This is a genomic window from Mycobacterium gordonae (assembly GCF_002101675.1).
Lineage (GTDB): Bacteria > Actinomycetota > Actinomycetes > Mycobacteriales > Mycobacteriaceae > Mycobacterium > Mycobacterium gordonae.
In genome coordinates this window covers 1-23,051 of the sequence record NZ_LQOY01000109.1, presented here as the reverse complement: position 1 = coordinate 23,051, position 23,051 = coordinate 1, and the positions used below count along the sequence as shown (strand labels likewise).

The 23,051-nt window shown below is 68.3% G+C and carries 26 protein-coding genes; 6 read left to right on the top strand and 20 right to left on the bottom strand.

What is annotated here, in order from left to right:
* Positions 1 to 243 precede the first annotated feature (243 nt).
* From AWC08_RS17970 to mobF, 4 genes are all read right to left on the bottom strand, one after another.
* Positions 244 to 468, bottom strand: coding sequence for a DUF2188 domain-containing protein (locus AWC08_RS17970; RefSeq protein ID WP_042910090.1), 225 nt, complete (start codon positions 466 to 468; stop codon positions 244 to 246).
* Between the two features lie 82 nt (positions 469 to 550).
* Entirely contained in the window at positions 551 to 709 is a 159-nt protein-coding gene (locus AWC08_RS35465; RefSeq protein ID WP_230493334.1) for a hypothetical protein, read from the bottom strand.
* Between the two features lie 31 nt (positions 710 to 740).
* Positions 741 to 1,319 (bottom strand): alpha/beta hydrolase, encoded by a 579-nt coding sequence (locus tag AWC08_RS17965; protein WP_051445788.1) that lies wholly within the window; start codon positions 1,317 to 1,319, stop codon positions 741 to 743.
* A gap of 45 nt (positions 1,320 to 1,364) precedes the next feature.
* Complete coding sequence (gene mobF / locus AWC08_RS17960) at positions 1,365 to 7,208, bottom strand: MobF family relaxase (RefSeq protein ID WP_069433378.1); 5,844 nt, start codon at positions 7,206 to 7,208, stop codon at positions 1,365 to 1,367.
* 243 nt (positions 7,209 to 7,451) lie between these two features.
* Between mobF and AWC08_RS17955 the strand changes: the two genes are divergently transcribed.
* The 3 genes from AWC08_RS17955 to AWC08_RS17945 all read left to right on the top strand — a co-directional run bounded on the left by AWC08_RS17955 (position 7,452) and on the right by AWC08_RS17945 (position 9,283).
* Positions 7,452 to 7,958 carry a hypothetical protein gene (locus AWC08_RS17955; RefSeq protein WP_068033424.1) on the top strand — a complete coding sequence of 169 codons (507 nt, stop codon included), beginning with the start codon at positions 7,452 to 7,454 and terminating at the stop codon, positions 7,956 to 7,958.
* Between the two features lie 200 nt (positions 7,959 to 8,158).
* A complete protein-coding gene (locus AWC08_RS17950) occupies positions 8,159 to 8,623 on the top strand; it encodes a hypothetical protein (RefSeq protein WP_232007825.1) in 465 nt (154 codons plus the stop codon).
* A 135-nt stretch (positions 8,624 to 8,758) separates the two neighbouring features.
* A complete protein-coding gene (locus AWC08_RS17945; RefSeq protein ID WP_069433379.1) occupies positions 8,759 to 9,283 on the top strand; it encodes a hypothetical protein in 525 nt (174 codons plus the stop codon).
* Positions 9,284 to 9,362: 79 nt separating this feature from the next.
* Here the strand turns inward: AWC08_RS17945 and AWC08_RS17940 are convergent, their stop codons facing one another.
* The 11 genes from AWC08_RS17940 to AWC08_RS17890 all read right to left on the bottom strand — a co-directional run bounded on the left by AWC08_RS17940 (position 9,363) and on the right by AWC08_RS17890 (position 17,821).
* Entirely contained in the window at positions 9,363 to 9,899 is a 537-nt protein-coding gene (locus AWC08_RS17940; RefSeq protein ID WP_069433380.1) for a hypothetical protein, read from the bottom strand.
* A 28-nt stretch (positions 9,900 to 9,927) separates the two neighbouring features.
* Positions 9,928 to 10,269 (bottom strand): hypothetical protein, encoded by a 342-nt coding sequence (locus AWC08_RS17935; RefSeq protein WP_054586040.1) that lies wholly within the window; start codon positions 10,267 to 10,269, stop codon positions 9,928 to 9,930.
* Positions 10,270 to 10,649: 380 nt separating this feature from the next.
* Positions 10,650 to 11,693 carry a DUF932 domain-containing protein gene (locus tag AWC08_RS17930; RefSeq protein ID WP_069433381.1) on the bottom strand — a complete coding sequence of 348 codons (1,044 nt, stop codon included), beginning with the start codon at positions 11,691 to 11,693 and terminating at the stop codon, positions 10,650 to 10,652.
* A gap of 422 nt (positions 11,694 to 12,115) precedes the next feature.
* Positions 12,116 to 12,433 (bottom strand): hypothetical protein, encoded by a 318-nt coding sequence (locus AWC08_RS17925; protein WP_054586042.1) that lies wholly within the window; start codon positions 12,431 to 12,433, stop codon positions 12,116 to 12,118.
* Positions 12,434 to 12,522: 89 nt separating this feature from the next.
* Entirely contained in the window at positions 12,523 to 13,071 is a 549-nt protein-coding gene (locus tag AWC08_RS17920; RefSeq protein ID WP_232007826.1) for a hypothetical protein, read from the bottom strand.
* A gap of 330 nt (positions 13,072 to 13,401) precedes the next feature.
* Positions 13,402 to 14,430, bottom strand: a complete 1,029-nt coding sequence (locus tag AWC08_RS17915) for a DUF4192 domain-containing protein (protein WP_232007827.1) — start codon at positions 14,428 to 14,430, stop codon at positions 13,402 to 13,404.
* Between the two features lie 323 nt (positions 14,431 to 14,753).
* Positions 14,754 to 15,293, bottom strand: a complete 540-nt coding sequence (locus AWC08_RS17910) for a hypothetical protein (protein ID WP_069435656.1) — start codon at positions 15,291 to 15,293, stop codon at positions 14,754 to 14,756.
* Between the two features lie 390 nt (positions 15,294 to 15,683).
* Positions 15,684 to 16,220 carry a hypothetical protein gene (locus tag AWC08_RS17905; RefSeq protein WP_068033427.1) on the bottom strand — a complete coding sequence of 179 codons (537 nt, stop codon included), beginning with the start codon at positions 16,218 to 16,220 and terminating at the stop codon, positions 15,684 to 15,686.
* A 100-nt stretch (positions 16,221 to 16,320) separates the two neighbouring features.
* Complete coding sequence (locus tag AWC08_RS17900) at positions 16,321 to 16,719, bottom strand: hypothetical protein (protein ID WP_069433382.1); 399 nt, start codon at positions 16,717 to 16,719, stop codon at positions 16,321 to 16,323.
* Between the two features lie 388 nt (positions 16,720 to 17,107).
* Positions 17,108 to 17,452 (bottom strand): hypothetical protein, encoded by a 345-nt coding sequence (locus AWC08_RS17895; protein ID WP_069433383.1) that lies wholly within the window; start codon positions 17,450 to 17,452, stop codon positions 17,108 to 17,110.
* Positions 17,453 to 17,479: 27 nt separating this feature from the next.
* Positions 17,480 to 17,821 (bottom strand): hypothetical protein, encoded by a 342-nt coding sequence (locus AWC08_RS17890; RefSeq protein WP_082951976.1) that lies wholly within the window; start codon positions 17,819 to 17,821, stop codon positions 17,480 to 17,482.
* Between the two features lie 720 nt (positions 17,822 to 18,541).
* On the opposite strand from AWC08_RS17890, the gene AWC08_RS17880 reads away from it, so the two are divergent.
* The 3 genes from AWC08_RS17880 (at position 18,542) to AWC08_RS36580 (ending at position 19,476) form a co-directional block, all read left to right on the top strand.
* Positions 18,542 to 18,868 carry a helix-turn-helix domain-containing protein gene (locus tag AWC08_RS17880; protein ID WP_197521993.1) on the top strand — a complete coding sequence of 109 codons (327 nt, stop codon included), beginning with the start codon at positions 18,542 to 18,544 and terminating at the stop codon, positions 18,866 to 18,868.
* Between the two features lie 115 nt (positions 18,869 to 18,983).
* On the top strand, positions 18,984 to 19,286 hold the full coding sequence (locus AWC08_RS17875; RefSeq protein WP_131811263.1) for a hypothetical protein: 303 nt from the start codon (positions 18,984 to 18,986) through the stop codon (positions 19,284 to 19,286).
* A 49-nt stretch (positions 19,287 to 19,335) separates the two neighbouring features.
* Positions 19,336 to 19,476: a hypothetical protein gene (locus tag AWC08_RS36580; RefSeq protein WP_156803067.1), complete on the top strand. Its 141-nt coding sequence runs from the start codon at positions 19,336 to 19,338 to the stop codon at positions 19,474 to 19,476.
* A 240-nt stretch (positions 19,477 to 19,716) separates the two neighbouring features.
* Here AWC08_RS36580 and AWC08_RS17870 read toward each other — a convergent pair whose 3' ends face one another.
* Genes AWC08_RS17870 through AWC08_RS39660 form a run of 5 tightly spaced genes read right to left on the bottom strand, consistent with a single transcriptional unit; the run spans position 19,717 to position 22,362 of the window.
* The gene (locus AWC08_RS17870; RefSeq protein ID WP_069433385.1) at positions 19,717 to 20,385 is read right to left on the bottom strand and encodes a chymotrypsin family serine protease; all 669 of its coding nucleotides are present in this window, start codon (positions 20,383 to 20,385) and stop codon (positions 19,717 to 19,719) included.
* A gap of 6 nt (positions 20,386 to 20,391) precedes the next feature.
* Positions 20,392 to 20,574 (bottom strand): hypothetical protein, encoded by a 183-nt coding sequence (locus AWC08_RS17865; RefSeq protein WP_054586052.1) that lies wholly within the window; start codon positions 20,572 to 20,574, stop codon positions 20,392 to 20,394.
* On the bottom strand, positions 20,571 to 21,821 hold the full coding sequence (locus tag AWC08_RS17860; RefSeq protein WP_069433386.1) for a hypothetical protein: 1,251 nt from the start codon (positions 21,819 to 21,821) through the stop codon (positions 20,571 to 20,573). Before AWC08_RS17860 ends, AWC08_RS17865 begins: the two co-directional genes overlap by 4 nt.
* Positions 21,818 to 22,114 (bottom strand): hypothetical protein, encoded by a 297-nt coding sequence (locus AWC08_RS17855; protein ID WP_069433387.1) that lies wholly within the window; start codon positions 22,112 to 22,114, stop codon positions 21,818 to 21,820. Before AWC08_RS17855 ends, AWC08_RS17860 begins: the two co-directional genes overlap by 4 nt.
* A gap of 29 nt (positions 22,115 to 22,143) precedes the next feature.
* Positions 22,144 to 22,362, bottom strand: a complete 219-nt coding sequence (locus tag AWC08_RS39660) for a thioredoxin domain-containing protein (RefSeq protein WP_083271099.1) — start codon at positions 22,360 to 22,362, stop codon at positions 22,144 to 22,146.
* Positions 22,363 to 23,051 lie beyond the last annotated feature (689 nt).

The window sequence follows — 23,051 nt, the reverse complement described above, 5'->3', positions numbered from 1 at the left end:
CCACGACGACGGACCTACGCCAAGCCGCGGCCCCGTCGTAGACGTCGACTCCACACGCCGCTCACCTAGAGATATCGCGCACAGTGCGCCGAGCGCGCGGGGGCTCAGGTGTAATCCGGAGCCTACGACGTTGGTGACCCAGTGCGGGCCCCACAGATCGACTCGGGCGCTCAACCAGTCAGCCGGCGCAGCGGAGTCGGCCGGCCGGGGAGGGCGCGGTTCCAGCAACGCTGCGTGCCCGCGTCAGCCGCGCGGCGGGTTGGGGTCGTTGCCGTAGGAGTTCTTCTGGCGGATTGTTCCGTCCAGGTTGCGGATGGTGTGCTCGACCTTGCGGTCCTGCGCCATTTTTCGGCCTATCGCGGTCTGTTCGGCTTTGGTGCCGCCGGTGTGTGCGGCGCGGCGGCTGCCTTCCACTTTCGACTTCCACACCCCGTCTTCGTTGTAGGTGGTGATATCACCTTTGGGCATGTAATCCTCCTCGGCTACGGGGGTTTGTGCGTGTGCAACATTGTGTCAACCGAGAGCGGCCTTCTTGCCTCGCTATCGGGGGTCAGCGTAACGCTGTGCGGGTCAACGGGTTTGGGTTGTTGAGGGCGTCGCGCAGGATGGTGTGGACATCGGTGTTGGCGCGCGCGGCGGTGTCGAGTTGGTCGGCCAGGTTGTAGAAGCCGTGGAACATGCCGGGGCAGCAGCGTGCGGTGGTAGGCACGCCGGCGGCGCGTAGCTGGCGGGCGAACTGTTCACCGGCTGCGCGCTGCGGGTCGGCGTGGGCCAGGACGAGGTGTGCCGCGGCTCAATCCGCTGGCCTCACCGCTTCTCGCCGAGCTGAGCACACTGCCGCCGACGACGGGACAAATCAGAAGCTGGAAGGCGATGGGCGGTCCGTTGCGGTCGCGGGCCAGCAGGCACACACCGATGGCCAGGTTGGCGCCCGCACCTTCTCCGGCTACCGCCACCCGGTGCGGATCGCAGCCGATCTGTTCGGCGATGTCAGCAGCCCAGCGGGTTGCCGTCCAGGCGTCCTCCAGCGCGGCGGGAAAGCGGTTCTGGGGGGCCAGGCGGTAGTCGACGGCCATGACGACCGCGCCGACGCCGTTGGCCAGGCGGCGGCAATCGGCATCGCGTGACACGGAGTCGCGCAGGACGAAACCGCCGCTGTGAAAGTAGACGATCAGCGCGGGACGGGAGTTGGTTCCCGGAGTGGTGTGGGTGCTCAGCGGTTCGTAGATGTGCGCCGGGATATCGTGGTGGCCCTTAGGACCGTGCGCCCGACGACAAGTGCACGCGCGCGACTTGGACGTGCCTGCGGGGGCGTGCAATTGCCGTGCAGGTGCTGGCGGAGCTCGAACGCGTCGCTGCTGTGGTCAGAGGTCGATGCCGTAGCCGCGGTCGATGTGGCGGGCTGGGGTGGTGAGGTTGTCGATGTGGGCGGCGGCCTCGGCGATGTCGCGTAGGCGGTCGACGATCTGGGTGCGTTGGCGTAGTAATTCGACGGCTTGGTCACGGGTGGTGCTGGTTGCGCTGGTGGTGGCGAGGTGGTGTTCGGCGCGTTCGATGGCAGTGCGCGGGGCCGGGTCTGGGTCGGGTTCGGGGGTGCCGAGTTGGTGGGCGGTGGTGGAGTTGTGGTGCAGCGCGGCGATCAGGGTGTGGGCGGGTCGGTGGTGGTGGTCGCCGGTGGTGATGAGGATGAGTTTGGTGTTGGTGGCGGTGGCGGCCGCGGTGAGCCAGTGCAGGTTGTCGGTGCTGAGGTGGTCGGCGTCGTCGACGACGATCAGACTGCCCAGAGGCAGTTTCAGGGGCGTCTTGCCGAGTGTGGTGCGGGCGCTGTCGATGTGGCCGCTGGCGTCGGCGTAGCAGTGGTGGGCGGCGTAATCGCGGGCTGCCGGGCTGGCGGTCAGCGCGAGCACACGGTGATTCTGGTCGTGTGCGGTTGCCACGAGCGCGGCCAGGGCACCGTGCTTGTCGGCGCCGGGGTGTAGGTGCAGTGCTTGCACGGTGTGGATGTTGGCGGTGATCGCGGTAACGACGCGGCGGTGGGTGTCGTCGAGGTCGCCGAGCGCGGTTTCGGGCGGGTAGTAGAGGGCTCCGGGGCTGACGGTGCTGGCGGCCTGCAGGTAAGCAACCTCGGCGCGTAATTGGTCGATGTCGGTCGCCAGATCGTAGGCGTGGGTGGGGCGCTGCGCCAGGGCGCGGGCCGCCCCGGCTTCTGCGCGGCAGAGTTGGTCATCGAGGGTGCGGGCGTTTCGGCGGGCGTCGTTGAGGGCGGCGGTGTCGGTGGTGATGGCCGCGGTGCGGCGGGTGTGGATGTGGTGTTCGGTGACGATGCCCTGCGGGCCGCCGGCGGCGTCGAGCAGGGTGGTGCGGGTGTCGTCGAGTCGGGTGCGCGCAGTGTGTAGCGCGACAGTGATGCGCTCGGTGTTTCTGGTGACCTGGTCGCGGTGGGCGCGGTAGCGGGCGGCGGCACCGTGATCGGCGCGGCGGGTCGCCGCGGTGATGGCGGCGTCGAGCTGGTCGAGCAGCGTGGCGTGCAGCGCGGCGGCGTCTTCGGCGTGCACCCACCGGGTGTGGGCGTGGGCCAGCGCCTGGTGCAGGGGCCGCTGCTGGTGGTGGCGGCGGCGCAGGTCGGCGAGTTCGGCGGCGGCGGCGTGTTCGGCGGGTCCACCGCCCCCGCCCAGGATGGCTTTTTCCAGCTGGCGCAGGTGGCGGTAGGCGGCGTCGCGGCGGGCGCGCAGAGCGGGGATGTCAGTGTTCTCGGCCAGCTCAGCACGCAGGGGCCGGTGGTGGGGGAGGTCGTCGAAGTCCAGGCCGGCGAGGTCCTCTTCGGCGAAGCTGTAGGGGTAGTCGGTGGGGTCGGGTGGCGGCTCGCCCAGGTGCTCCTCGAGCCCGTAGTCGCCGGTGGCGAACAAGTCGAGTTGGTCGCCGACCGCCTGTGTGTGCTGGGTGTCGGCGGGGTGCGGTACGTCGGGGTCGAGGGTGGCGGCGTGGTGGGTGAGCAGCTCGACGCGGTAGGTCAGCAGGCGCGCGTACTGGTCGGGGCGCAAAGGCTTTTCGGCGTTGATGTCGTGCAGGTGTTCCGCGGCGGCGGCGAGCAGATCAGCCGGGGGCCAGTCACAGGCGGCCACCGCGGCGACCAGGGACGGCCAGGCGTAGTCGGTGAGGATCGCTTCGGCGACGACGGTGCCGAACAGACCGTGTAGCGCCGCGGCCCAGGCCGGTCGCAGGGTGGTGTCGGCGCGATCCAGCGACGACGGGGCCAGGGTGCCGGCCAGGCGCCACCACAGGGCGGCGGCGGGCATCTCGGACGGGAGTGGGCCGTGCGCGGCTAGGGCGTCGCGCAGCAACGTGTCGATGTCGGCGCCGGCCTGGGCGGCGTCGTTGAAGTGGGTGGCCAGGCGCGGCCAGAACGGGTCTGCGGTGAGATGTCGGTCGTGGTTTTCGGCGAGCTGGCGCCAACGCGCGGCGTTGGTGTTGGCTCGGGTCAGGGCTGCGTCGAGGCGGGCGTTGATGAGCTGTTGGAAGACCTTGGAGCGGTTGGGGTGTTGTTCGGGGCCGGTGATGCGGGTGTCGGCCTGATCGACGCCGTGGGCGGCCCGGAAGACGGCGATTTCGGCCATCAGAGGGTCGCGCTGGCCGAGCAGTGGGCGCGCCCACGCCGGTGCGGTGGCAGCCCCCCACCCGCGGGCGGTGGAGCGTACGGTGTCGGCGAGTTCGGTGACCAGTTCAGCCCGCGCGCGCAGGCACGGACCCCACACGTCATCGTTGCTCAGGGCCGCTGGTATGGGGTTGAGCCAGTGCAGCGGGGCGGGTTGTGGCGCAGTGGTTTCGCCGCGGATGGGCAGGCGCCAATCCAGGACGGCGGCAGGGTCGACAGCATCGCCGAGTGGGGTGGCTGCGGCGTCGTGGAGGGCGGCGACGGGGTCAGCACCGTGCAGGGCAAGCAGAGCCAGGTTGCGGCGCAGCACCGGCCAGGCCGGGGCGTCGGTGACGCGGGTTCCGAGGCCCGCGGCCGCGGTGTCGATGGCGGCCATGACGGTGGTGCCGGCGCGGTGTTCGGCGCCCGCAGAGAGCGCATCGGCATACATCGCGCACGCTTGGTGTAACCGGGTGAACGGGTCGGCGTCGAGTGCGGCGGCGGTGTGAGCGGAGATTTGTGCGCCGTCGCGGCCGAGAATGGTCGTGAGCACGTCGACGGCGGTCGGTGGGTGGGTGGCTTTGGGCGCCAGGATGCGGTGCGGGTCGGATTCGGCGGTGGAGCCGTAGAAGTGGTTTTCGGTGCGTCCGCGGGTGCCAGCGACGTAGAGCTGCTGGCGGGTGAGCCGGTCGGAAATGACGGTGTGGCAGGTGCCTTCGACGTCGCGCCCACCCGCGGTCATGCCTTGGGCGGCGTTGATGGTGCAGGCGTAGCCCAGGGTGGTGTTGGTGGTGACGTAGCGGGCGGGTAGCCGCACCGTCGTGGCGCGGCCTCGGAGCGGGACGACGGTCAACGAGCCGTCGTCGTGCACGGTGCGGATGGTCCAGCGGTGACCGTTTTTGACCCAGCCGCCGCGGCTGGTGGTCCGTATCCAGCGGGCGTTCTTGCGGGTGGCGATGATGTCGCCGGCCGAGGCGGTCAGCCCATCAGCGAGGGTGACGGTCGCTGCGGCTTTGGGTGTGCTCGCGTCGGTGCCGGCGGCGGTGAGACGGTCCAGTCGGGCGCGTTCGTTGAGTTGGGCGACTAGCTCGTTGGTGGGAGCCAACAGGATCGAGTCGCGCCCGGCGGCACGGTCGGCGGCCCAGGCGTCGTAGGCCATGTCCGCGGCGTGTTGATCGGCGCCGACATGGACGCGGCCGTGGTCGATGTAGAAGCCGATGCCGGCGGGGTCACCGTTGCGGATGGCCAGGCTGGCGGCGGCTTCGGCGTGCCCGGTTTCGGGGTGGGTGAAGCGCACGACGGTGCTCAGGGTGACCGCATTGTGGCGCTGCGCCAGATCGCGCAGGATGCCGCCGGCCGAGATCGACGCCAACTGCTCATCGTCGCCGATGAGGCGCACGCTGGCACCGCGCGCTTCGGCACAAGCGCGGAGGGTGTCCAGGTCGGCGGTGGAGGCCATTCCGGCTTCGTCGACGATGAGCAAACTGTCGGCGTTGATGGTGTCGAACCATCGGCGGGCGGGGTCGTCGTGGGGGGCTTCGGGTTGGTCTGCCCGGGTGCCGGTGAGCTGCACCAGTTTGGCGAGGGTGTCGGTGTCCGAGCCGAGGTCTTCGGCCAGGACTTCGGCCGCTCCGGCGGTGGGGGCCAGGCCGATCACGGTGCCGCCGCTGGTGCGCCAGGCTGCCGCGAGGGCGGCCATGGCGGTGGTTTTGCCGGTGCCTGCGGGGGCGAGCGCGAGTTGTACGCGGGCCCCGGAGGTGGCCATTTCGCGGACCATGGCAATTTGTCCGTCGTTGAGGGCCACACCGGTGTTGGCGTGGGCTTCCAGCAGCGCCACTTCGATGCTGTCGGCGTCGATGACACGGCCGTCGGTGCGGGCGGCGGCGGCCAGGATGCGCCGCTCAGCGGCCAGGATGGCCTCGCTGGTGTGCAGGGTGGTGTCGTGGCGGGTGTACACGCTGGAACCGTCGGCGCGGCGCAGGGCGGCGGGTTCGTGTTTGTCGGTGTCGGCGTGGCTGGTCAGGACCAGACTGTGCCCGCGCAGGGCGGCCGTGACGATGCGGTCGACCAGTTCGGGTCCGCCGGGGTGATCGGCGTAGCGCAGCTGGCGGTGGGCTTCGGCGCGGACGTGGTTGATGGTCCAGGTGGCGCGATGCTCGGAGACGGTGTCGATGACGTGAGCGGCCTGCTGGTGTACCCAGCTGTCGCTGATCGGGACGTGGTGTGCCGGTGCGTGATTGGTGACCGCGGCGACCATGTTGCTCAGCGCGCGCTGGCTGCCCAGGACCTCGACGGCTTGCACGCGCCAGGTGTGGCGCTGCTCGGCCAGGGAGCGGGGTTCGTGTTTGGCTTGCCGTGTTTCCAGGGTGGCTTGCTGAGTCAGGGCGAGCATCTCCACGGCGGTGGGTTCGCGGCCGTGTTCGGTGTGGAACGCCTTGGCCAGCTCGCCCACCCGGTGGTCGATGGCGGCGCTGCGTGAGGAGTATTTCTCGTTGAGTTCCTCGGGGATGCCGTCGATTTCACGGACCGGTCGTTTACCGCGCCGGGACTGCCGCGCGGTGAACCGCACCCGCAGTTTTTCGACCAGCAACGCTTCGATGCGGGTGTTGTAGAACTCCGAGGCCGCGACCGCGGCACGGTGCAGTGTCGCGCCGTCCAGCGCCATCCACCGGCCTATTCCGTCGGGGCCGATGACGTGGACCTTGTTGCTGACTGCGGCGTGGGTATGCAGGTTGGGGTCCCCGGCCCGGGAGTCGCGGTGATCGAAGGCGGCCACGATCAAACCGGTGGTGTCGACCTGGGCGATGCCACCGGCTCCCATGCGGGAGAACGCGGCGTTGTCTTCCAGGAATTCCAGGGTCTCCTCCACCGCCTGGCGGTGGCAGTCCTCGATCGCGGCGGCGATCGGCGGTGCACCGATGGCCCACAGCGTGGAGACCGATTTGACCGGGGTGAAGGTGAGGTCGTAGCCGGCTACCGCGGTGGAGGCGGCGCGGGAATTGGCGGCGATGAAACCGGACAGTTCCCGGGCGTCCGCCGGTGGGCGAGCGTAGGTTTCGGTGAACAATTCCTGCCCGACCGCAGTGCGCAGCCGGGCCCGGATGTCGGGGGCGATGCTGGCTGAAACGTCGGCACCGATGGTGAGGTTGTAGTCGCGGTAAACCTCGCGAAGCCTGGTGACGAACCGGTTTTCTTTGCCGTCGACATGGAAAGGCCGGCCCAGCCGCGCGGCCATACTCGCCCCGGCCGCACCGGCGCCCAGCTTCGTCAGAAGACCGGTGATCTGTTCGGCGTTGGGATGTAAACCCTCACCGAACAGCGCCTTCATCTGCTCTTCGCCGACCTGCGAGCCAGCCGGCACGCCCCAGTACTTGGCGACCAGCGGATCACAGGCGTAGCGGGCCAGCGGAGTGGCCAGTGCCGCCAGGCCGCGGCCCATCCACCGGCCCGGGGATTCCCCCTTTTCGGTGTAGTACTGCGCCAAAGTGGGGCGGCCCCGCTCGGTGGCATCAGAGGCGGCGACTTGGCGGATCAAATAGAGATAGCCGTCGCCGGCGGTCAATTTATGTAAGCCCATCACTGCGTCATCACCTGAACCTGAAACTAGGGGCGCCCCCGCCCCCAGATAACGGCCGTTACCGAACCGTTACCTGAGTGCAAGAGGTGTGATGTTCGGCGGTAGGGAAAAGTTAGGGCAGCCTAAGTGCCGTTCGGGGCGGCGGTGAGTGATCGGGTGCGAAGCCCGGTGTGGGGTGCGGTCGGAAAGATTTTTGGCTTGCGTTGCGGCGCTGGGGGGTTGGTGGGGCTTAGCGTGTGATCCATGGCGAACACAGTGATCAGCAAGCAGGCCCGCCGCGCCGCGCGCGAGGCCGCCAGCGCCGCCCAGGACGACGTGGTGCGCCGCACCCGGGCTAACGTCGAGGATCTGGGACGGTACTTCTCCGCGCGGGAGCGAGTCGAGGCCGTCGATGGGTGGCTTGCGGCGCGCCAGCAGGTGTTGCGCGAGGACGCCGAGCGCCGCCGCGGCGCGCAGCGCGTGGTGTGCGGGCAGGCGCTGGCCGCGATGCGCGATCGGGGAGAGCCCCTGCGTGAGATCGCGCGGATGGCCAAGCTCTCCGAAAAGCAAGCCCGCGAACTGATTCGGGAAGCCGAGGCCGCCGCGCAGGATGCCACGCCGCCGGCCGCTGACGACGCGGCGACACCACCGGTCGCGGACGGGGTGGTCGGTGCTGACGCGGCGGGCGAGGGGCTGGCGGTGACCGCGAGGGACGCGATCCGAAGCGGTGCCGCTGTAAAACCGCCAGCGCAGTCATCGGCGCCGGCCTAAGAAGGTTCGATGTCGGTGTCCGCGGCGAGGATGGGGGCGGGTGCGGCAACCGGGCCGCGCGCAGGTATCGAAAAGCAGTGGGGTCATGGGACGTTCGCAACCGCTACAGCTGGTCGTTGATGCGGTCGTGCGTGCTGTGCGGCCTCGCGGGTCGCAGGAGCGGCTGATCGGGCGGACTCCGAAGGTGAAGGGGAGTGGGCGTGGATGAGGTTGAGGCGCACACGCTCGCTGCGGAATGGGAGTCGGCGCACTGGCATCGCGGCGTGTTACTCAACGGCGACTACGCGCCGATGGAAGAGGCCGAGCAGTGGGTCGAGGAGTTGTTATCCAAGGCGCTGGCGGCGATGGCTGATGCGGGCGTGGTGGTGAGTCGCGGCCCGTTGCGGGTGGTGGACGACAAGCTGGTCGTTGAGTTGGACGGCGTCGAGCTGATGGCACGCGATCCGATTCACGATCATCCGTCGCTGGCTGTCGAGGTGATTCTTGGACGGCTGGACACGATTGCGGCGCAGCGCGAGTCGGTGGCGCGATGGCATTTCTGGTACACGGGTGACCCGGTGGGTGCCGGATTCTTTGTCACACCGGAGGAATTGATCACCACCGTCGGTATCGATGTGCGTGAACTGGGCGCCGCCCAGACGTGGTACCGGCCGCATCCGGGGTAAGGACAGCGCCCGTGACCGCGGGGCGAGCGGGCCGATCGTTTGTTCGGTTGTCGCTGCCGGTGTCGGTGGCCGCGGCGATGATGGGTGCGGGTGCGGCAACCGGGCCGCGCTCAGGCATCGAAACGCAGTGGGGTCATGGGACGTTCGCAACCGTTGCAGCTGGTCGTTGATCCAGTCGCGCATGCAGAGGAGCTGGCGCGTTTTGAAGCCCACGTGGTGCGCGGCCCCGGAGCGGAGGATTGCGCGATCTGGACAGGCGCGGTGGGAACCGACGGCTACGGCCGGTTCTGGGTCGGCCGCGGGTCGGACCGGATCATGGTGCGACCGAACCGGTATGCGCTGGCGGCCGCGCTTGAAGGCGAACCGTTGGCGCCGTGGGTGCGGGCTCTGCATGGCTGTGACAATCCGGCGTGCGTGAGGGTGAGCCTGCCCGGCGAGGTCGGCCTGCTGCACATCGTGGGCGGGACTCAGCGCGACAACATGGTGATGATGGCGCGGGCCGGTCGCGGCGGCGGGCGGCTGCCGATCCGGCAGGGCGACAATGGTCTTCGCGCGCGCCGCGAGCGGGCGGTGGCGTTACGCGAAGCGGTGCGCCACGGCTGGAACGCCGAGGCGGTGCGCGCGGCGCTGCTGGGATCGAGTGATCCGACTCTGTGGTGAGTGGTGGGCCAAAGGCTAAAAAGGGTGCCCGACCGCCAGCGCTGTCGGGGCGGCTGGCGGTCGGGCCCCTGGGTGGCGCTTACTGGCGCGCGGTCCAGCCGGGCCCGGGGTGGTTGAGCCGGTAGTGGAGTCGGTCGCGCGCCCAGGCCCCGAAGTTCTGCGAATTGGGTGTGGTGCGTTCGGATTCGGCGGTCAGCGAAGGCAACGGTGTGCGCCGCCACCCGGTGTGGTCGGCACGCAGATCGGTGTGGGCGAGGTATTCGCGCTTGTCGAGGTTGCACAGGTAACCTCCGGCGGTCGACGCGGCCGCGGGGCGCGGCGGCGTGTTGGGTGCTACGCCGTCGGCCACGAGTCCGTCGAACCGCACGAAATGGCGGTCCTCGACGAGGAAGTACAGAGCGGCCTGGTGGCCGGGATCGGGGTCGGCGCAGTCACCGGCCCAGACCAGGCGCAGACCGCCGTCGAGAGCCAGCAGCGTGAGCACCGCAGACATCAGCGGGGCGTCGGCGCGGGTGTGGCCGGCCAGTTTGAGGCCCGAACCGTAGTCGGCGGGGTCCAGCGCGCAGACGATGTGCCCGCCGGTGTTGAGAAAGGTCGGGATGAAGTACTCGCCCATGAGCTCGGCTCCTTTCGGTGTTTGGGGGTCAGCGCAGGATGCCGGCGGTCAGGGTGTCGGCGGAGACAGGCTTCCATCCGATCGGGGCGACTGCCCAGGCGGTTTCGCCGGTAACGACGACGTCGCCGACCGACAGGCTGCGGTGCCCGGCCAGGCGGTAGCGCAGCGCCCAGATGTGTTCGGGCTCGTCGATGTTGAGCTGTTCGAAGACCACGTCGAGGGCGGCGTCGACGAGAGCGGCTCCGGTGAGGTGCTCGGGGAGCTCGAGGTCGAAGGTTTCGGCCATGCGCAGTTGCGCGGTGGTCTCGTTGAATCCGAAGAAGCGGGCGTGGGCGTGGTTGAGGTACACGGTGGTGCGCACAGTGGTCATGGGACAGTCCTTCCGTCGAGGTTGGTGTGCCGGTCGGCACGGGGTGCGGGCAAGCGGGTGAGGGTGGGCTGTCCACCCCGAAGAGTCCGGTGGTGGCGCCGGCGGATTTTCGGCCCGCGAGCGGCAGCGAGCTGGTAGGGCCGGAAATGTCCTCCGCCGCCGGCGCCACCACCGGGCGTGGGTGGACAGCTCGGGCCCCCGCCCGGTTAGCGTGTGCGCCCCGTCGAGCGGCAGAAGGTGAGTGGCTACGGAGGAGGAGGTGGCCGCCGCTGAGGCGGCCCGCCCGCGCGCCGTCAGGCGCGGCGGTGAGGCCGAAAGAAAAAGGGGGGCCCGGCCAACCCCCGAGTGTGGGGAGCTGGCCGGGCCCGGGCAGGGTCGGGTTAGAGCGTCTGCAGCATCCGGAAGGCTTGGCCTTTCAGCGAACTGGTGCTGGCGGCGCTGGCGATGTTGCGCAGCGCGCGGGCGTTGGCCGCGTCACTGCTGGTGCGGGCACCTCGGACCGGGACGTGATGGTCGAGGTATTCGGTGACGGCGTTGTAGGCCGCCCACCGGGTTCCAGCGATCGGGGTGAGGGTCGGCGAGGACGTCCACAGCTTCACGATGCCGCCAGCGCGTTCGCGGCGGTGCCGGCGGGTGGCGGTGCTGGTCGCGGCGTCGACCTCGAACAACTGGTGGGCGAAGTCGCGGACCTGATCGGTGTCCATCTCGCGGGCATACAGCGCGGCCGCTTCGGCCTCGAACGCCTGGGCGTAGCGCCAGGTCAGTTTCAGCGCGTTGCGGGCCTCCAGGATGGCCGCCCGGGCCCCTCCGGTGTGCCGGATTCCCCAGCTGGCCTTGGCATCCCGCAACGCCGCCGATTGGGTGTTGGCGCACACGATGCGGATCGGGGTCACGAGGAAGGTGAACTTCGAGGACCCGTCGTGAGAATTCAACGCCGCCAGATACAGCTCGGTGCGGTCTTGGGTGCCGTCGCGGCCATCGAACACGATCGCCTCAGGCAGCTTCATGGTGACGAAGGTTTCCCGCCCGCCGCGCAACGCGCCGGCGGTCTCGAAGTGCGCCCCGCTTTCATCGACGAGGGCGTCGAGCAGATCACACGACGCCTCGTTTTGGACGGGCTCGTACTTGCTGCCCACGACACCAAGGACGTCAAGGCGCCCGTTGATGGGGTTGGTGCGCACGGTGGCGTAGAAATCGGGCACCGCCAGGGGTTCGGGTGCGGTGACGCCGTTTTCGTCGATGACGGGCTCCTGGGGCACCTGCAAGGCCATCTTGCGAACGTTCCAGCCGGCCAGGTGGGCGGCGTCGAGGGCTTTGCGTGCGGTCATGGTGTGACCGACGGTTTGGCCCAGCCGGTGCCAGTGGTCGCTGCGGGAGTTGGCGAAGGATGCGATGCCGCCGGTGATGTCGAGTTCGTGTGCCATGAGAGGTGTTCCTTTCGGGAAACGGTGTTGTTGTGCGCCGGTCGGCGCAGGGGTGCTTGCAAGCGGGTGGGGGTGGACGGTCAACCCCGACGAGTCCGCGGCGGGTATTCGCCGGGTTTTCGGCCCGCGCCCGCCCGGCGCGCAGCGCCTTGCGGGCGGGCTGGCATAGGGCCGAAAACGGTCACTCGGTACGGCGATGCCCGACCGTGGGCGTGGGTTGAGCGGACGGGCCCCCACCCGGTTACCATTCGCGCCCTGCTGACAGGCAAAAAGGTTGAGCGGCTACGGATTCCGCGACGCCACGGGCGGCAGCGACAGGGGTTGCATGCATCGTCTGGCCGGGGGGGTGGGGCCGGAAGAAAAAAGGGGCCCGGCCAACCCCCGGTGTGAAGGGTGCTGGCCGGGCCGCGGGTAGCTCGGGTTCAGGTCAGGCCTGCGGCGACGAGGGCACGCCGGATAGCGGCCAGGTCGGCGACGGTGTCGCTGATCATGGCCCAGGCTTCCCAACCGCGTAGGGCGGCGTCGACGTCGGCGTGTGCGACGCCGGGGCGGGTGAGTGCTTGGGTGCGGCCGTGGTCGGGGCGGCGGGTGTCGTCGACGACGGCAACGAGTTGGCCGGTTCCGTCGAACAGACGCGGGTCGCCGGGGGGTGCCCAGTTGAGTTGGAACCGGAGTTGGCGGGTGATGTTGTCGGCAGGGTCGATGAAGTCGAGGGCCAGTCCGTAGTCGATGTCGGGCATGAGAAATCTCCTTGAAGGCGTTGGGGTATGGGAAACCCGGCCCGCCGAGGAGTGGCGGGCCGGGCTGTGAGGTCGTCGGTGGGTTGCGCTTAGGCGGCGCGGCGGCGGTGGTGGTCGACCAGGGTGTCGAGGGCGTCGTCGAGGGCGTCGTGGTCGGTCGGGCGGTGGTCGTCGATGGTGGTGGTCCACAGCGGGTCGTCGGCGTCGTCGAGTTCGTCGCCGGTGGCGGCCGCCAGGCGGTAGGTGTGGCCGGCGGCGGCCGCCGACCAGGCCCACTTGTTCTTGGGCAGGGCGTGGAAGGTGAGATCGCCGGCGCGGACTTTGAGGATCCGGGTCACCGGGGGTGTGTGCAGGTCCGGTGTGGTGGCTTCGACGGCGGCGAGCTGGCCGTGGTCGTCAGTGGCCAGTAGGACCAGGCGGTGCCCACCGTCGGCGGTGCGTTCGTGCACGGTGGTCAGCGCGATGTCACCGTGGTTGTGGGCGGCGATGCGGGTGATTCCGTAGGCCTGCTCGGCGATGCGGCCCGCGGCCTCGTCGCACAGGTTGAAGGCGTGCTCGAATTCTGAGATCTCCATGGTCGTGTTCTCCGTTCGCTCAACGTGATTGGCTGCGCCGGTCAGCGCTAGGGGTGCGGTCAATCGGTCGAGGGTGGGCTGTCAACCCCGAAGAGTCCGGTGGTGGCGCCGGCGGATTTTCGGCCCGCGAGCGGCAGCGAGCTAGTAGGGCCGGAAATGTCCTCCGCCGCCGGCGCCACCACCGGACGTGGGTTGACAGGTCGGGCCCCCGGCCGATTAGGCTGCGCCCCCTTGCTGACGGCAAGAAGGTGAGCGGCTACGGATTTCGCGACGCTACGGGCGGAAGCGAGAGGGATTGCCTATGGCGGCTGGCCGGGGGTGGGGCCGGAAGAAAAAAGGGGACCGGCCAACCCCCGTGCGGTGGGAGCTGGCCGGTCCCGGCTTGGGTGGTGATCAGTCGGTGTCGGGGGTGCGGGGTTCGGTAGCGGCAATGAGCGCTTGGCTGATCTTTTCCGGTGAGAGCCCGGCACGCAGTGCGGCCGAGAGCAGACCGGCCAGGTGCGGCTCGGGTGTGTGGCTGGTGTGGGCTTCGTCGAACGCGGCGTCTAGGGCGATGCCAGCGCGTACGGTGTCCCCGTTCAGGCACAGGCAGGCTGCTGCCACGGTGAGGGCTTCGGCGCGGGGTGCTCCGCGCAGTCGGCGTGCGATGTGGGTCCACAGGTCCGCGGCGTATTCGGGGGTGTCGACGGCCAGCCCGATCATCGCGTCGCGCAGGGCGGGGTGTGCGGTGATCAGGATGCCCGCGCTGGTGGCCAGGGTGGGGTTGGTGATGGGCCCACCGGCCAGGGCGGCGGTGATCTCCTCGACGGTCGCTGCGACGAGGCGGGCGTGGTCGCCGACTGTGGCGGGCGGCGCGGGTGGCAGTGGGCTGAATTCGTCCTCGATGTCGCTGCGGTTGGCGCGGATGGTGTGGCCGCGGTGGACGAGTTGGGCGGTGAGCACGGCGTCGGTGTAGGGGTAGGTGGGTCCGTACTGGCCGGTGTCGATGTCGAGCCACTGGCCAGTCTCGGTGACGTCGCGGGTGTGCAGGCAGCGCAACACCTCGATGTTGATGGCGCGCAGAGCGTCTCGGGTGGCTTCCAGTAGGTGGTGGGCGTGGGTGTCGTGGGGTTGGTCGCAGACCGCGAGGATGATCGCGGCGGCGAAGTTCCCGGCACGCAGGTTGCAGGTGGCAGGGAAGTTGGTGGCTTGTTCGGTGCTGTTGGTGATGTCGAAGCGGGCCGCGCAGCGCACCCCAAGACCGGTGGTGGGGTGCTGGGCGAGCAGGTAGACCACGATGCTGTTGGTGGGAACGAATCCGAGCAGGCCGGGTGCGGCGGCGACGATGTCGGCGGGGGTGCGCAGTGCGTTGAAGTTCTCCATGGTGTTCTCCGTTCGGTCAAGGTGATTGGCTGCGCCGGTCAGCGCTAGGGGTGCGGTCAATCGGTCGAGGGTGGGCTGTCAACCCCGAAGAGTCCGGTGGAGGGGCCGGCGGATTTTCGGCCCGCGAGCGCAGCGAGCAGGTAGGGCCGCAAAATGTCCTCCGCCGCCGGCGCCACCACCGGGCGTGGGTTGACAGGTCGGGCCCCCGGCCGATTAAGCTGCGCCCCTTGCTGACGGCAATAAAGGTGAGCGGCTACGGATTACGCGACGCCGCGGGCGGGCACCAGCGCAGCCGGGCGGCAGCCGGCGAGGTTGTGAGCCCGAAGAAAAAAGAGGCCTGGCCAGCCCTGTGGCGGGGGAGCTGGCCAGGCCGACCTGCGCGGTTAGACGATTCGGTAATCGCAGCTGGTGGGGTCTGCGTCGTATTGCTGGCCGTCGGCGAAGATCGCGATCGCGGTCTGATGTGTACGGCGCAGCAGTTCGATCATGGAAAGCAATCCGGCCTGGTCACGAAGCTGCCAGGTCAGTGGGCCGGTGTAGAGGTCGATCCAGTTGACCTTCGCGGTTTTGATCCGATTGAGCGCGGATTGGGTGACGACGGCGTAGGTGGGTCGGCGCGTCCACTCGACGCTGAGCGCCACACGGGCCTCGATCTCGTGCGGGTCGCGCCGCAGTATCGGAATGTGGTGGGGGATGCCCACCATCTGTGCGCGGGCGGCGGTGAACGCCTCAAGCAGCCCCTGCACGGCATGGCAGCTGTAGAAGATCATGTGAATACCGGCACACGTCAGAGAGATTCGGGCGTCCGGGGTGCGCGCGTGGTGGGCGGACACCTCGGCGTGCTGTTGGCCTTTGACGGTGACGATGCTGTGGGTGATGGTCGCGGCTGGGGTGAGATTGTTGGGCTCGGCCGAGGTGGTCATAGGTGTTCTCCGTTCGGTGAAGGTGATTGGCTGCGCCGGTCAGCGCTAGGGGTGCGGTCAATCGGTCGAGGGTGGGCTGTCAACCCCGAAGAGTCCGGTGGAGGGGCCGGCGGATTTTCGGCCCGCGAGCGCAGCGAGCAGGTAGGGCCGCAAAATGTCCTTCACCGCCGGCGCCGACGCCGGGCGTGGGTTGACCGCTCGGGCCCCCGGCCGATTACGCTGCGCCCCAAGCTGACGGCAAGAGAGTTGAGCGGCTACGGATTCCGCGACGCCACCGGCGGTCGTGACCCGGTACTGCGCGCGGCAGCCAGGCCTGGTTCTGGGCCGGAACAAAAAAAGGGGGCCCGGCCAACCCCCAGGCGGTGGGGGAGCTGGCCGGGCCGTGGATGGTTAGCGTCGCGCTTCGGTGGTGTCGGTGACGTATTCGGCTGCGCCGGTGGGTCCGGCGAAGGCCGGCTCGTGGCGCTGTCCGTCGATGCGCAGATCCCAGTATTCGCGGAAGTTGGCCGGGTTGAGCCGGCGGCTCAGTTCGTAGTGGTGGTGACCGGACGCAACGAAGATCGCGGCGTCGGTGGGGTCGGGGCAGGCGTCGTCGGTGATGCGGGCGGCGGCGTTGTGCCATGCCAGTGTCCCGCTGCGGAAGGTTCTGATTCGTGAGCTGATGGCCGTGGGCGGGGGGTGGATGGCGGTGGCTTCGGCGGCGGCGTGCAGGTTCCCGTGGCTGTCGGTGGCGTGCAGTTGGGCGCTGTATCCCCAGGGGTGGGTGGTGTGCAGGGCGGTGACGGTGTGCCCGTCGATGGGGGCCAGGGTGCGGTGGCCTTCGGTGAAGCGGTAGAGGCTGTCGATGGCCAGACCTTTGAGTCGCTCGGCGAGGTGGTAGGTGGTGGGGTCCGGTGTCGTTGTGGTGTGAATCTTGCTGCGCGCCATGATGTTGTCTCCTGATTTGGCGATGGTGATGTGTGGGTTGGTGGGCGGGTTGGGGACACACCCGGCCGGGCCCTGTGCGGTACCCGGCCAGGGTGTCGTGTTAGACCGCGACGGCGTGGTGGTGCTCGCGGACGCGGTGGTCGAGTTTGAGGACCTCGATGAGGGGCGGTGCCTGGGTGTGCTCGCGGCGTGCTGCGACGTCGATGCGGTCGATGAGGGTGGCGCTGATGCCGGGGTTTCCGCCGGCCAGGGCGAAGGTGGCGGCCAGGGTGAGGCTTTCGATGCGGGCCTGCCCGCTCAGGTGATCGGCGATGCGGGTCCACAACAGTGCGGCGGCCAGGGGGCGGCGTTCGGCGATGTGGTGCAGCGGGGTCTTGTTGAAGGTGTCGTCGAGGACGAGTCGTCCGGCGAGCTCGGCCAGGCCGCGGCTGGGGTCGGGTTTGCCGGCGAGCAGTTGGGTGTGTAGTGCGGCCAGGATAGCGATGCGGTTGTAGGACATGATGTTTCTTCCGTTCTCCTGTGGTGCTTGGTTGCGCTGGTCAGCGCTAGGGGTGCGGTCAATCGGGTGAGGGTGGGCTGTCAACCCCGAAGAGTCCGGTGGTGGTGCCGGCGGATTTTCGGCCCGCGAGCGGCAGCGAGTTGGTAGGGCCGGAAATGTCCTTCGCCGCCGGCGCCGACGCCGGGCGTGGGTTGACCGCTCGGGCCCCCGGCCGATTACGCTTTACCCCCTTGCTGACGGCAATAGAGTTGAGCGGCTAAGGATTACGCGGCGCCACGGGCGGGCGGCAGCGCAGCCCGGGCGGCAAACTTGGCCGGGTTGGGCCGGAAGAAAAAGGGGGACCCAGCCAACCCTCGGTGTGGCGGGGGAGTTGGCCGGGCCCGGGGTGTTAGAACAGGCGCCCGGCGCGGTGCGGGTCGTTGTGGCAGGAGCAGCCACAGCGCCAGCAGAAACCGGGCAGGGACAGCTTGAGCAAAATGCCGCCTTCGTGCGGGCCGCCGAGGCGATGCCCGCACTGATCGTGGCGGCCCTGGTCGCACGTCTTGGTCGGTGCGTTCTCGGGCATCTCGACGATGACTGGGGCGCCGTTGATTTCATCGGGGAAGGTGATCCAGCGGCGCCGAATGACCAGCCCGAGGTGGCGTTCTTCGCGGAAGGCCACCGTGGCGCGGCGTTTGAGGCACTGGATCGGCGCGGCGGCCGTGGCGGCCCATTGTTCCCAGAACTCGCTCATTCTTCGTCCTTTCGAAGTGCGGCCGGGTCAGGACCGGTCGGTGACGTGTTGGGTCAGGGCGTAGGCGGCGCGGGTGAGCCGCAGGCTTTCGGTGATGAACGCGGCCACGTCCTCGCCGCTGGTACCTTCGCTGAACTCGACGTCGTAGACCTGGTCACTGAGCAGGGCGCTGACCGCTGCGTGGGCACCGGTGAGTGCGCTCAGGGCGGTGTCGAGGCTGGCGACGAGTTGGGCGCGGTGGTGTTCGATTTCCAGATCCCAGTCAACGTAGAGGTTTTCGGCATCTGCGTCACTGCCCGCAGCGGGCGGCTGGTGCGGGTCGTGGTCGGTGCTGGTCCACGGGTCGATGGTGTGCTCGGTGATGTTCATAGTCAGGATTTCCTTTGCGTTAGTCGTGATCTGCGCCTGGTGGCGCGGGCTTCGGGGGACCGGTGGGGTGGCGGTGTCAACCCCGCAGAGGCCGGCGGATCAGCAGGAGGCGGCCCCGGCCGCCGGTGCCGCACGGGCGCAGCGGGAGCCCGCCCGTCAGGGCGGCGGGAGCGTAGAACGGGCGAGCCCGCCGGGTGTGGGTTGACAGCGACGGGGTCCTCACCGGTCATACTTGCTGCCCGCTGACAGGTAAAAATGGTGAGGGACTACGGATTTCGGTGAATACTCCGCATCAGAGTCCGTGTAATATGCATTGCAGCCTATATCGCTTTCAGGCTATACTTGGGTGGTGTTGATCGATTGGACAGCGGAGTTCGATGGTTGGCTCAATCGGTTGGAATCCGCCGCCGAGGAGGGCAGCCGGATTGCCCGGCTGCAACTCGACTACATCGTGCCCAGCTGGTGGTTCTTGAGGAACCCGTCGAGGAGACCCGCGGTACTGCGGCGTGTGCGCCAGTCGAGAAAGTTTGCGGTGTTGGCGGGTTTCTCATCCGTTCGATCCGGATGTCGCGGTTCGGCTGACTTGTTGGTTTCCCGATGACCAGCACGTGGTGGTGGCGCTGTTCGCCGGCGACAAAGCCCGCATGGGCGATGTGTTTTGCAACATCGGCGCTCGCGCGGACGCGGCGATCGCGCAATGGCAACGAGAGGTGCAACGAGATGGCTAGGGACAGGGGTAATCAACGCCTGCAGGACATGCGTGCCGATGCGCAGCGGGCGGCGCGGGTGGCCGCGATCCGCGAGGGGATGCGCGAGGTGGACCGCCAGTACGCCATCAATCTGGCGGCCATCCGCAAAGCTGCCGCGTTGACACAGACCGACCTGGCCGCACGGTTGGGGATCAGCCAAGGCTCGGTGTCAAAGATTGAGGGCCAGCAGGACTGGCTGTTGTCGACCCTGGCGGATTACATGCGCGCCGCGGGCGTCGAGAACGCGCGTCTTGCGGTGACTGTCAACGGCGAGGACATGGAGTTCACCCTCACCTAGCGCGCGGTCGGGCGCGTCGGTGGTGGTGGAGCTGGTGGTGCTCTTGCCGTGCGAGCAGGGCACGTCTCGTCCCGGCAGGTGCGGAGGTCTGTACAGCTACGTCATGATGGGAGCTATGAGCACCGACAGTCGCTACCCCCCGACAATCGTTTCCGTACCGCAGGGGCTTACAGCGATCGATGCGGACGGCAAGGTTCTGCCGATCGTCGCGCTGCGCGTCGACTACAACCCGGCTGCCCCTGCTGACTACGGCGAGCCCGCGACGAAGATCACCCCGCTTTACCTTGCCGAAGGAGGGTCAATCGGTGCGGTCTTCAACGAAGCGACAATTGGTTTGAGCGAGGCCTGGACGCCTGCGTCTTTCGTCGGCTACATCGAGACAGCACTATCGATGGACGATCCGGGCCCTTTCCGTTGAGGTTGAGAACGCGTGGCGGTGAATGTCGCTGTCGCAGTAATCTGGTGGCGTGATCGAGACGGCGTTGTGGCGGTTGATGGTGGATTCACCGGGTCCGGTGCCGGTTGCGCTGGCGGCGTGGGTAATCACCGGTGAGTGGCCAGCCCACCAACGGCGTTGCGACGTCGCAGTGTGCGAGTTGCCGTACTAAGTTGTGGCGCGCCTGTTTTAGGTGGCTGTTGGCGGACGGTACAGGTAGGGCGTTCCCGCATCGGGGCACCTCGCTCCGAGGAACTGCACCCGGCATGAACAGCGCCGTAATGCCAGGATCTCGCTATCTACGGTGATGAACTCGGCCCCGACACGACGGTGTCGCGTGGTGGGAATGCCCACGTCGCCATCGCCATCGGCGGGCGGGAACACAGAGGGTGGCAAGGGTCGATTCCTCGGATCAGTTCAGCAGTTGCAGGCCGTCGGCCAGGGAGGCGAAGCGGCCGTGTTCTTGGCCGTTGGTGGTGGTTTTTTCGCCGAGCCAGATGCCGATGATTTCGGCGGATCCGGTCGCGGTGGTGAGCCAGACGGGGCCGCCGGAGTCGCCGGGAATGCTGGCCGGCATGCCGGTGGTGAGGTATTGGTTTTTGCCGGCGTATCCGGTGATGGCTCCGCAGTGTTGACCGCTGGAGACTCCGGTGCGGCAGACTTGCTGGCCTTTTTCGGGTTGGGGGTGACGGTTGGTGGTGGGGGTGTCACCGATGTAGGCAAGCGGCAGTGATCGGATACCGAAGTCGATCAGGCCGTAGTCGGGGCCGCCCTGGTAGGGCGGTTCGACGATGGCGCGGGTGAAGTCTCCGGTCAATCCGGTGCGGGTGGCGCGGGCGTAGCCCGCGGTCTTGCCTCGGCAGTGCCCGGCGGTGACGGCGTAGGTGTGCAGGTCGCGGCCGGTGTAAACGTAGCCGATGGTGCAGAACATGGTGACATCGGCGGCGGCACTGAGGTATTCGATGCGGTCACCGGGGCTGACCGTGGGTATGTCGGCTCGGGCCGGTGGTGATCCGGCTACAGCCAGGACAGCCAGGAAAAGGGCGGTCGCGGCCGCGCGGGCTGGGCTGGTGATGTGCATGGGTTCCTACCTCGAGGAGTGCGGGCGGTGGGGGCGGAGGTGTCGTTCGGAGCGCAGCTGGGCGCGTGCGCACAGGCCGTCGATCCAGGCGCGGGCGGCGTGGGCGGCCGGGCCGCCGGTGCGGCCTGCGGCCGCGGTGATGGCGGTGGTGACTTGGGCAGTGACCAGGGTGTCGATGCCGGTGTTCATGCGGACTCCTGCAGGCGGGGTTCGGCAGTGGCGCTGCGCCGGTAGTCGGCGGCGGCGCGGGTGCGCAGTGCGGTGACGGTGCGCAGGGCCGTCTCGGCGGTTGCTGAACGTTTGTGGCGCACGATCTTGGTCAGCTGCTGGTGTTGGTGGTGCACGGCGCGCAGCTGGCGGGCGGCTTCGGCCAGCCACCGGCGGTGGGTGTGCGCTTGGGTGACGGTGGCGCGCGCTTCGGCCAGCGCGGTCGCGCATTGGTCGGCGGCCTCGGCGGCGGTGGCGGCCAGGGCCAGGGCGTGCAGTTCGTCGAGGCCGACCACGGTGAGCCCGCCGAACGGTTCACCCGGTTGCCACAGGCCGGCGGCGAGGTGATCGGTGATGTCGGATTTATCGGCATGCAGCGCTGCGAGCACGATGACAACCTGCGCGGCGCGCCGGCGCAGCCGGGTGTGCAGGTCCAGGGCGCGCCGGTAGCCGGCCAGATCCCGGTCGGCGGCGATGACCACCTTCAGGCCGTCGAAGTGCGCCAGCAGATCGTCGGTGAAGTTGGCGGCTCCTTGAGCGTTGGTGGTGGCCAGACGGCCTACGCCGGTGAGGGTGTCGGCGTCTTTCTCGCCTTCGGTGATCCAGATCCACTCGTCGGTGGCGGCGGCGGTGCCGATCGCGCTACTGCGGTAGAGCACGGGGGTGAATCCTTCGGGTTTGCGGTACACCCAGCGGCGGCCGTCGCGGTAGCGTTGCTGAAATCGTTTGTGCCGGTGGCCGTTGCATCCGCATTCTTGGCGCACCACTTGCTGGTGGGGCAGTCCGCGGTCGGTGGTGTAGGTGTAGACGCGCACCGTTGTCCACTGGTGGTCGACAGGGTCGGCGGTTCGGGTGATCCGCGCGGGCAGCGGACCCGAGACGAGCGCGGGTCGCGCAGCGGCGGTGCGACGGTGCCGGGCGGGGTGATTCGCGGGTGCCGGTGCGGGGGCGTCGAACAGCTCGGCCACCCGCAATCCGAGGGCTGCGGCGAGGTCAGCAATGCTGGCCTGGCAGCTAAAGCAGTGCATCAGGACCGCGCCCCCCTGGTCGCCGCGCCCGGTGGGCCGCCAGGTGACCGACAGCGACGGGCTGTGGTCGGTGTGCAGCGGGCAACTTGCCATGAAGGCATCGGTCCCCCGGGGGCGGATGAGGTGACCGGCAGCCTCGAACGCCTGGTGGACGTGCTCGAATGCATCACGCGGCCGCCAGGTGTGGTGTGCGGAGCTCATCGCGGGACCCCGTTGTCGATGACGGCGTGCACGACGGCGTAGGTGGCGCGAGCGTTGCGGATGGCTTCGTCCAGGAACGCGGCGACGTCGCGGCCATCGCGGCCGTCGATGAAGTCGGCGTCGTAGATGGTGTTGCTGCACAACCGATCCAGGGTGTCGGCCGCGCTTTGCAGGGATTCGATGCCGGCCGCGATGTGGGCCAGCAGTTGGCCGCGGGTTTCACCGATGCGTTCGAGATGGTCGAGTTCGAACGCATCGGGCAGGTCGTGGTCCAGGGCGGCGAAAGTAGGCATGGCAGTCGTCCTTTTCGATGGAAGGCGGCCTAGGCGGCCAGCGCCTTAATGCGGTCCGGGCGGAAGCCCCCCCAGTGCGTGTCCTCGGCGACCACCACGGGTGCTTGCAGGTATTCTCCAGAATCCGAATGTCTCATGAGACATCCGGATTCTCGTTGTTCTGGGCGGCGGTGCACGAATTCCAAGCTTTCTGAAGCGCCGAAATGTTGTATGCCATTGCACTGAGGCGGATGTTGGGTGACGGTGATGTTTTACATTCTTCTCCGGGTCGTCATGTCTCCATTTAAGGACGACGTCGTTGCCCCTATTCTATATGCTCTGAATGGAGCCCCGCAACGCTCATTTGGGATATTTAAGCAGCATTGTGATATTTGTTGATAACCCTTTAGTTGTGGACTAGTCCAGTGCCCGTTCCGGAGTACTACGACCCTGAATTGACGGCACACCTGCTGTTCAGGCTGCCGTTCGCGCAGCCTCCCGAGCGTCCAGGTGTAGGGCTTTACTAGGCATCTATCCTTCTCATCGCGCCTTTGCCTGACCTTTCTCGCAACTGCAGCGATTGCACTATCCCACCGCGTCCTTTGGCCCTTCTCGCGATGACTATGTGACCGGCAAAGGGACGTGGGAGCGCAATGGTCACGAGCGGAACGTTTTCAGCGAGCGAAAGCCAGTGTGTTCTGAAAAGTTTCCCGTCCTGTGGGCGACAGCCCTTGGCCTTGCGCGGAGCGACCAGCCGGTCAGAGTCGAAATCCGAGAAGCACTAGCGAACGTCAGTAACAACCAGCTCTGTCCGAGTTCGTCAACCGGACCGGGGTAGCCGTTGGGACGTGGCGTAGTCGCGCCACCGGTTGATACGATTCTTATCTCTAGGAGAGGTAGATGAAAGTGGGTGTGACCAGCGGTGATACCGCCACGGTCATATCCATGACGGGGCCAT